Origin of the sequence: Geminicoccus harenae (assembly GCF_019800005.1) — a bacterium.
Lineage (GTDB): Bacteria > Pseudomonadota > Alphaproteobacteria > Geminicoccales > Geminicoccaceae > Geminicoccus > Geminicoccus harenae.
Genome location: NZ_JABGCL010000073.1, coordinates 1 through 8577, shown reverse-complemented (window position 1 = coordinate 8577; position 8577 = coordinate 1). Strand labels below are relative to the sequence as shown.

General features: G+C 67.9%; 5 protein-coding genes and 1 pseudogene. All 6 read right to left on the bottom strand.

Features of this window, described 5'->3' with window-relative positions:
- Positions 1 to 107 precede the first annotated feature (107 nt).
- The 6 genes and pseudogenes from HLA95_RS26190 to HLA95_RS26165 all read right to left on the bottom strand — a co-directional run bounded on the left by HLA95_RS26190 (position 108) and on the right by HLA95_RS26165 (position 7659).
- The gene (locus tag HLA95_RS26190) at positions 108 to 1037 is read right to left on the bottom strand and encodes an ABC transporter transmembrane domain-containing protein (protein ID WP_223861494.1); all 930 of its coding nucleotides are present in this window, start codon (positions 1035 to 1037) and stop codon (positions 108 to 110) included.
- A gap of 5 nt (positions 1038 to 1042) precedes the next feature.
- Complete coding sequence (locus HLA95_RS26185; protein ID WP_191059480.1) at positions 1043 to 2539, bottom strand: alpha/beta fold hydrolase; 1497 nt, start codon at positions 2537 to 2539, stop codon at positions 1043 to 1045.
- Between the two features lie 52 nt (positions 2540 to 2591).
- Complete coding sequence (locus tag HLA95_RS26180) at positions 2592 to 3002, bottom strand: glycine zipper domain-containing protein (protein WP_191059479.1); 411 nt, start codon at positions 3000 to 3002, stop codon at positions 2592 to 2594.
- A complete protein-coding gene (locus tag HLA95_RS26175; RefSeq protein ID WP_191059478.1) occupies positions 2999 to 3439 on the bottom strand; it encodes an EF-hand domain-containing protein in 441 nt (146 codons plus the stop codon). The genes HLA95_RS26180 and HLA95_RS26175 overlap by 4 nt, the downstream gene beginning before the upstream one ends.
- Positions 3440 to 3450: 11 nt before the next feature.
- Positions 3451 to 6532: pseudogene (locus HLA95_RS26170) on the bottom strand (efflux RND transporter permease subunit).
- Positions 6529 to 7659 carry an efflux RND transporter periplasmic adaptor subunit gene (locus tag HLA95_RS26165; RefSeq protein WP_191059477.1) on the bottom strand — a complete coding sequence of 377 codons (1131 nt, stop codon included), beginning with the start codon at positions 7657 to 7659 and terminating at the stop codon, positions 6529 to 6531. The pseudogene HLA95_RS26170 and the gene HLA95_RS26165 overlap by 4 nt, the downstream one beginning before the upstream one ends.
- Between the last annotated feature and the right edge of the window lie 918 nt (positions 7660 to 8577).

Sequence of the window (8577 nt, the reverse complement as noted above, 5' to 3'; positions counted from 1 at the left end):
CGACGGACCGCCTCCGTCGTACGGGCGCTGCCGTGAAGAACCTGGCCCATAGCGCCTCCCTTGCCGCATGGTGATCCATTGTACCACCACATTGCGGGATCAAACACCTAGCGGGCCGGGCGGGTCGCGACCGCGTCGGCCAGCATGCCGTACTTGACCCGCACCGTGCTGGCCTGACGGAAGAAGCCGACCAGGCCGCGCCACGGCCCCTCGATGCGCATGAGGCCGGTCAGGCTGGCCACCACCGTGCCGACGTCGCTCTCGCCCCGCAGCACCAGCCAGCCGCCCAGGAACAGGATGCCGACCTTACCGAGGCCGCTGATCGCCGCAATCGCCGCCTTGGACGACAGCTTGAGGGCGAAGATCCGGCAGCGGATATGGAAGATGTCGTGAAAGTCCTGGACCACCGCATCGTCCACGGTCGTCAGATCACCCTTGGAGATCCGGCCCGATGCATCGCGCAGGGACTGGACCCGTGCCTGCACCTGCAGGTTGATCCGGTGCTGGACGATCACCACGATCGCCGCCTGGGGCATCACCACGACCAGTGCCAGCAGGCCAAGCCAGGGCTGGCTCGCCACGATGAAGCCGATCACGCTCACCAGCGTGCCGAGCTGTACCACCGGCGAGGCGATCGCCGCACCCGCAAACGCGCCGACCGATTCGGCCTCGGCCGAGACCATCGCCACCAGCGTCCCGGGTGTCGGCGCGCCGTTCGCCCCGTTCGCCCGGTCATGGGCGGCATTGCGGTAGAGCCGCTCGCGGATCAGCAGGACCACCCGTTCGCCCACCGTCGCCATGCGCAGGCCCAGCAGCAGCTTCAGCCCGGCGCTGAGCAACAGTGCCGCGAGAAAGCCGGCGCACAGCCAGGCGAGCTGACGTACGTCGCCGCCATAGACGAGGCTGTTGATCGCGAGCTGCTGGAACTTGAGCGGCAGGGCGGCCACGGCGGCCACCAGCACCGACAGGACGATCAGGATGGCTTGCTGCCGGCCGGTGACCCGCCAGATCGCGCGGTACAGTTCGCCCATCCGCACGCCGCTCAACCTGGCGCCGTCCCGGCCTCGACCGGCGCCGCGATCCCCTCGGTGATCCGCTCCAGCATGTAGGGAAAGAACGGGTTGGAGGTGATGCGCAGCAGCGAATCCAGGCTGACGATCAGGGCGCCGCGCTCGCCCCGCGTCGCCATGGCGCCCAGATGGATGCCGAAATCCTCGGCCGGGTCAGGGTCCAGCCCATAGAGCCCGTCATCCACCGGGAAGGGCAGGGCCACATGGGACAGCGAGAACACGTCCTTGCGATAGCGCAGGTCCAACGGTCGGACCTGTTCCTCCGTGGCCCCGGCCATGGTCGCCCGCTCGACCATGTCCAGGCTGTCGGGGCCGGCATTGGCCAGGATCGTGGTGCGAAAGGCCCTCGGGACGGGCGGCAGTACCCGGTTCAGGACCGCATCGACCTGCGTGTTCAGGAGCGGGCCGAACTTCACGGTCCGGTTCAGATCGAACAGCACGAGCTCGCTGCCGTTGTCCGGAAGCTGCGCGTAGAGGGCGGTGATGATGGCGCGGGTGCTGACGGTGAAGTCGATCACCGACTGGAAGGTCAGGACCGGCGGCAGGTCACCGAGACGGTTCTCCCGCGCCAGCCGGGCGATGCGCGGCTGCAGCGCTTGGGTGAGCAGGAAGGACTGGCGGGCGCCGTTGATCGGGAACGAGTTGTACTTGAACGGGATGAACTCGGGCAGGACGGCCAACCAGGCGGCCTTGGCAAACGCCGGGAAGATCGCCGGCCAGCCGGCCACGCCGGCAAAGCGGGCAAAGGCTGTGATGCCGATCATCGGCGAGACCAGGACCAGCCGGTCCGGCCGGGTCAGCTCCGGATCCTCCAGGGCATCGAGCGCATACTTCATGGCGAGCGCCCCGCCATTGGAGAAGCCCACCAGGTGCAGCGGCAGGCCGGGCCCGATCCGTCGCTTGGCCTCGCGCACCGCCAGCCGCGTCGCTGCTGTCCAGCTCTCCCATTCGATGTCGGTGAGCGCCCCCGGCACGGTGCCATGCGCCGGCAGGCGAGGGATGATCGCGACAAAGCCGTGGTCGCGGTAGAGCTCGCCGATATGACGCTGGCTGTAGGGCGCATCGGTCAGCCCGTGCAGGAGCACCGCGGCACCCCTTGGCGGACCGTCGGGCTCGAGCAGGTGCGAGCGGTTCCAGTCGTCGGCGAAGCGGCCCGGATAGATCGGGCTGCGGTCGAAGTAGCGGTTGACCGGAACGCGGTCGTCCGGCTCGAGCTGCTGGGTTACCTCGACGCGCAGCTCGTCGAAGATCTCCTGCTCCCGGACGAGGTAAGCCGCCCAGTCGGCCCCGTCGAGTTCCTCGACGTCCAGCTCGTCGGGCACGAAGGTGTGCCAGACCTCGAGCGGCAGGCCGCGCTGGGAGTCCCAGATGCGGGTCGCCAGGAAGGTGGCGAGCGCGATCAGCACGAGCAGCGCCACCCGCCTGGCCGCCCGACCCGTCCGTGCACCGATCCGGCGGAGCCGGCTCATGCGCCCTGCATTCATTCAGCTCCAGCCGGGCGCATCTGCTCGTGCCTGCGCGTCAGCTGCCGGTCCGTTCGCGCTGCCATTCCCGGAACAGGCGCTGCTCCTCGATCTCGAGCCGGGTCTGCTCCTCCTGCAGGGCTCGCTGGCGCTCGAAGTCGAGCTGCAGCTGCTGGGCGGTCCGCCGGTCCTCGACCGCCTGCCGGCGGCGGCGCTCCTCGGCCTGGCGGTCCAGGGTCATGTTGCCGGCAAGCCCGCCCACGGCACCGCCGATCAGCATGGCCGAGCTGCTGTTGCCGAACACGGCCCGGCTGACTCCGGCACCGGCCACGGCACCACCCACCGTGCCCACGCCCGGCGACGCGGTCCCGCCGCCGCCATTCTCGCAGCCGAGGAAAGCACCGGAGGCGAGCACGGCCAGGACGATCGCGAGCCTGCGGGACCGGCCGCTCGGGTTGGCGGGGCTCATGACGCGTCTCCCGTCTCGATTTCGACGATCGTGACCATCTCGTCGAAGCTCAGGCCGCCATCGTCGTCCCGGTCACCCTGATCGAACGCCCTGACCTTGTTGGTCATCACCTCCTTGAAGGTGAGCAGGCCATCCCCGTCCGCGTCCACCTTGGCGAACAGGGTCGGATCATGCTCGCCCAGTTCCGCCGGCGAGAGGGTGCCGCTGCCGTCCTCGTCGAGCGCTGCGAACCCGGCTGCGGCATCGCGGGTCATCTCCGCCTCGTTGATGAGGCCGTCGCCGTCCGTGTCGGCGGTATCGAAGGCCAGCCGCCCCCAGTCATAGGCAGGCGAGGCGGCCGGCGGGGTTTCCTGCGCGGCCGCCGCACCGGGCAGCACCCAGGCAGCTCCCGCCATTACAAGGGCAAGGGGCCAGCAGCGCGCTCTGGTCGTGGTCATCGGTCGTCTCCTCATCCGCTGGCGGCGCTGGACGGCACCGCCGGTGCCTCCACTGGAGCCGGGCTGCCGCGCAGGCTGAACCAGGCGACATAGACCGCGGGCAGGAAGATCAGGGTCAGAACGGTGCCGACCAGCAGCCCGCCCATGATCGAGAAGGCCATCGGCCCCCAGAACACGGTGGGTGCGATCGGGATCATGCCGAGCACGGTGGAGATCGCCGTCAGCATGATCGGCCGGAAGCGCGCGGTGCCGGCCTCGACCACGGCGTCGAAGGCGCTCCGCCCCTGCCGGCGCTCGCTCTCGATCTGGCCGATCAGGATCACCGCGTTCTTGGTGACGATCCCGATCAGCGCCAGGATGCCCAGGATGGCGACGAAGCCCAGCGGCCGGCCGGACACCAGCAGGGCCAGCACCACCCCGATCAGCCCGAGCGGCGCCACGGTCAGCACGATGAACAGGCGCTGGAAGCTGCGCAGCTGCACCATCAGCACGGTCAGCATCAGGAACAGCATGGCCGGCACCACCGCTGTCACCGAGGCCTGCGACTTGGCACTCTCCTCCACCGTGCCGCCCACGGCGATCCGATAGCCCTGCGGGAGCTGGGCGTTCAGCCCCGCCACCCCGTCCGCCAGCTCATCGGCTACCGATTCCGGCAGCTCGCTCGGGATCACGTCCGCCTGGACCGTCAGCGTCGGCACGCGGTCGCGCCGCCAGATCAGGGGGAAGCCTTGGGTGTATTCGAAGCTGGCGAACTGGCTGAGCGGCACGGTGCGGCCGCCCGGCAGGGGGACCTGCAGGGTGGACAGGGTCGAGAGCGAGACCCGCTGCTCGTCCGTGGCCCGCGCCACCACGTTGACCAGGTAGATGTCGTCGCGCAGCTGGGTGACGGGCGTGCCGGTGAGCACGGCGTTCAGCACGCCGGAGACCGCGTCCGTGCTGAGCCCCAGCAGCCGGGCGCGTTCCTGGTCGATATGGATGCGCACCTCCCGGGTGGGCTCGATCCAGTCGAAATTGACCTTCTCGACCCGCGGGCTGGCGGCGACGAACTGGGCCAGGTCCAGGGCGATCGTGCGCACCCGGCCCGGGTCCGGGCCGCTCACCCGGTACTGCACCGGCCAGCCCACCGGCGGGCCCAGCTCCAAAGGGTAGATCCGGCTGACCAGTTCCGGAAAGCGCTCGGCCAGCGCAAGCTCCAGCTTCTGCCGCAGCCGCTCGCGCGCCTCGACATCGGTCGCCACGATCACCGCCTGGGAGAAGAAGTCGTTGGGCAGCTGGACGTTGAGGGGCAAGTAGAAGCGGATCGCACCCCGCCCGACATAGGTGCTCCAGCGCAGCATGTCAGGATCGCCCTCCAGCAGGTCGTCGAACCGGCTGGTCATCGTCTGGCTGGCATAGATCGAGGCGTTCTGCGGCAGGGTCAGGTCGACCACCAGCTCCGGCCGGTCGGAAGAGGGGAAGAACTGCCTGGGGATCAGCGGCAGGAGCAGGATCGAGCCGATGAACAAGCCGAGCGTGATCGCGATCGTCACCCAGCGCAGCCGCAGTGCCGTGACCAGCAGCCGGCGGTACCACTGCACCACGCGCGGCGTCTTGGTGACCGCCTGCTTCGGCCGGGCCAGGATCGCCACGCCCAGCAGCGGCGCGAAGATCACCGCGACCAGCCAGGAGACCAGCAGAGCGATGGTCACCACCGCGAACAGGGAGAAGGTGTATTCACCGGCCGAACTCTGGGCGAAGCCCACCGGCACGAAGCCCGCGATCGTGACGAAGGTGCCGGCCAGCATGGCGAACGCATAGTGGCGGAACGCGAACTTCGCCGCCGCCACCTTGTCGTCGCCCGCGGCCAGCCGGGTGAGCATGGCGTCGGTGGTGGTCATGGCGTCGTCGACCAGGAGCGCCAGGGCGATGATGAGCGCACCCAGCGAGATGCGCTGCATGTCGATGGCGAACGCCTGCATCAGCGGGATCACGATCGCCAGTGTCAGCGGGATTGCCAGTGCCACCACCAGGCCCGGCCGCACGCCTAGGCTGATGAAGCTCACCACCAGGATGATCAGGATCGCCTGCCAGAGCGAGGTGGTGAACTCGCCGATCGCCAGGTCGACCGTGACCGGCTGGTCCGCCACCAGGACCGGCTCGATGCCGACCGGCAGGTCGCTCGTGATCCTGGCCATGGCCTGCTTGACGTTGCGGGCCCAGCGCCAGGATGTCGCCGCCATCGCGCATGGCGATGCCGAGCCCGATCGCGTCTTGGCCATTGACCCGGAACATCGGCTGTGGCGGGTCGGCAAAGCCGCGCCGGACCGTCGCGATGTCAGCCAGCCGGAGCATCCGCCCGCCCGCCACGAAGGTGATGTCGAGGATGTCACGCTCGGACTGGAAGGCGCCGGTGACCCGCACCGAGATCCGCTCGTCGCCGGTCTGGATGATGCCTGCGGGCCGCACCACGTTCTGGGTCTGCAGGGCAGCCAGCAGCGCCTGACGGTCGACGCCCAGGTTGGCCAGCTGCTCCATCGAGAACTCGACGAAGATCACCTCGTCCTGCGCGCCGATGATCTCGATCATCGAGACGTCCGGGACGTGCAGCAGTTCCGAGCGGACCGCCTCGACCTGGTCGCGCAGCTCGCGATGGGTGAAACCGTCGGCGGTGAAGCCGTAGATGATGCCGAACGTGTCGCCGAACCGGTCGTTGAAGAACGGCCCGACCAGCCCCGCCGGCATGGTGTGGCGGATGTCACCGATGTCGTTGCGCACCTGCTGCCAGATCGCCGGGATCTCGGGTGCCGTCATCGAGCCTTCGAGATCGACGAAGATTGTGGCCAGACCCGGCCGCGTCTGGCTGCGCAGCGTGTCCAGGCCCGGCAGTTCCTGCAGCTTGCGCTCGATCCGCTCGGTGACCTGAAGGGCGGTGTCCTCCAGCGTGGCGCCGGGCCAAGCCGCCTGCACCACCATGGTCTTGATGGTGAAGGCCGGATCCTCGTTGCGCCCGATGCCGATGAACGCGGTGATGCCCGCAAGCACGGCCGCGATCATGAAGTAGACGACCAGGGAGCGGTTGCCGAGCGCCCAGCCGGACAGGTTGAACCCGCTCACGACGCGGGCTCGAGCAGCCGGACCTTCTGCCCGGGATGGAGCGCCTGCACGCCCGCGGTTACCACCGTTTCGCCCGGGTCGATGCCGGCCGCCACCACCACGGCACCCGGCGAGAAGCGCAGCACGTCGATGCTGCGCAGGGCCACGGTCTGCTCCGCCGGATCGACCACCCAGACCGCTGGCTGGCGCTCGTGCTGGGTGAGTGCCGAGGCCGGCAGCTCGATGATCTCGCCCTGATCGACCTCCATTCGCCCGGTCACGGTGGCGCCCAGCCGCATGTCCGCCGGCGGGTCGGCCAGCCCGACCCGGACCTCGAAGGTGCGGGTCACCGAGTCGGCCTGGGGCGCCACCTCGCGGACCCGCCCGGTGGCGACCACCTCTGGGTCCTCGGTCAGGGTGACGGAGATGACGGGATCGGCCGGGGCGGAACGGATCACCTGGGCGGGCACGTCGAACACGGCGTCGCGCCCGTCCTGGCGGGCCAGCCGGACGATCATCTGCCCGGCCTGGACCACTTCGCCCGGCTCGGCACCGATTGCGGTCACCACACCTTCGGCATCGGCCTCGAGCTCGGTGAAGCTCACCTGGTCCTGGGCGTTCTTCAGGAGTGCCCGGCCCGAATCCACCGCCGACTGCGCGGTCTGCAGTGCCTGGCGGGCCCGGTCATAGACGGCCTGCGCCGCGAAGCCGCGCTCGGCCAGGGTCTGCTGGCGCCGGAACTCGACCCGCGCCTCGACCAGTTGCCCTTCGGCAGCCGCGAGACCGGCTTCGGCCGCGCGCAGCGCGTTGAGCTCGTTGTGCGGCTCCAGCCGGGCGATCACGTCGCCGGGCTCGACCCGGGCACCCAGGGCAACCGGCCGCTCAATCATTCGCCCGGACAGACGGAAGGCCAGGGCCACCTCGTCCTCGGCCTCGATGCGACCGGTCAGGACCACCGGCACCCCGGCCGCACGCTTCTCGACCGTCACCGTGCGCACCGGCCGGACCTCCAGCCCGGCCGCCTCCGGCTCCGCATCGCAGGCAGCGAGCTCGGCCGCCAGAGCCAGTGTCGCGAGGGGCAGGATCCAGCGCCAGGGGCCGGCACCGAGATCGGCCCATGACTTCCCGCCTACCCAGATACCTCTCATCGCTTGAGCGTCCTCTGTGTTGGCGGGGATGACGGACCCGCAGACCTCCCATGGCCATTATATTGCACATTAGGAAGCATGAGAAGTTGGAATATCCTGGGGTCGTGTACAGCATCAGGCCTGCCGACTTCTTGCGGCAGGAATGAGGTCGAACAGTGGTTTGGCCGGCTTGATTGGAGCTGTATTAGTCCGGCTCGGACAGCCAGCCGCGTGGCCGTCCCTCGGCGTGTCATGAGCGGCCTGGGATTCTACCTGCCTGCCGCCAGCAATCCGTGAACCCGGAATGGCAAGATCATGCAAGCAACCGCCAGGGTTGCTCGAGTAATCGAGGCTGGACGGGGTGGACGTGCCGTATGACCAGCTTCGTCAGCACGTTCTGCCGATTAGCCCGGATGTCACGCCAAAGGTCAATGAAGATGGTAGACAGATTATGACATTGTCTACTATAGGTAACAGCATCAGCAAGCGCCCCCTCGCCTCCATCCGCGGGGTCAATCTAGGCCGCTTAATCAGTCTGTGCATCGGCGGCTTTCCGAGGACGCTTCTACTCTTATCTAACGCACATGCAAATCTCTCAACTCGATCACTGTGTCATAGATAGTTTCGTGTTGACGCTAAATATTTCAGCAATAATAATGTTTCTAACTTAATTGAATTCCTGCCTTGCACTTGGCGTGCGTGGAAGGCGGTACTGCATTCTCTCTGTAAGCCTCGGCGTCTCAAGTGTCCGTCGGAGTGCAAACTGGTGTTGCCTGGGTATGAGATCGATTGGGTTCTGGAAATTCTACCGCCCTGCTTGATGGGGAGCGCTACGGTTAATTTTCGGTTTAGGTGTATCCGATGTTTTATTGACTGTCGGCAAAGTCACTGGGATGGCCAGTTCGCAGGTTAATCAGGCATGTCGTCGCTGGAGGGCGC

Excerpts from the sequence above, each read along its gene's own strand:
- HLA95_RS26185 (WP_191059480.1), bottom strand. The coding sequence starts at position 2,539 with ATGAGCCGGCTCCGCCGGATCGGTGCACGGACGGGTCGGGCGGCCAGG.
- HLA95_RS26180 (WP_191059479.1), bottom strand. The coding sequence starts at position 3,002 with ATGAGCCCCGCCAACCCGAGCGGCCGGTCCCGCAGGCTCGCGATCGTC.
- HLA95_RS26175 (WP_191059478.1), bottom strand. The coding sequence starts at position 3,439 with ATGACCACGACCAGAGCGCGCTGCTGGCCCCTTGCCCTTGTAATGGCG.
- HLA95_RS26165 (WP_191059477.1), bottom strand. The coding sequence starts at position 7,659 with ATGAGAGGTATCTGGGTAGGCGGGAAGTCATGGGCCGATCTCGGTGCC.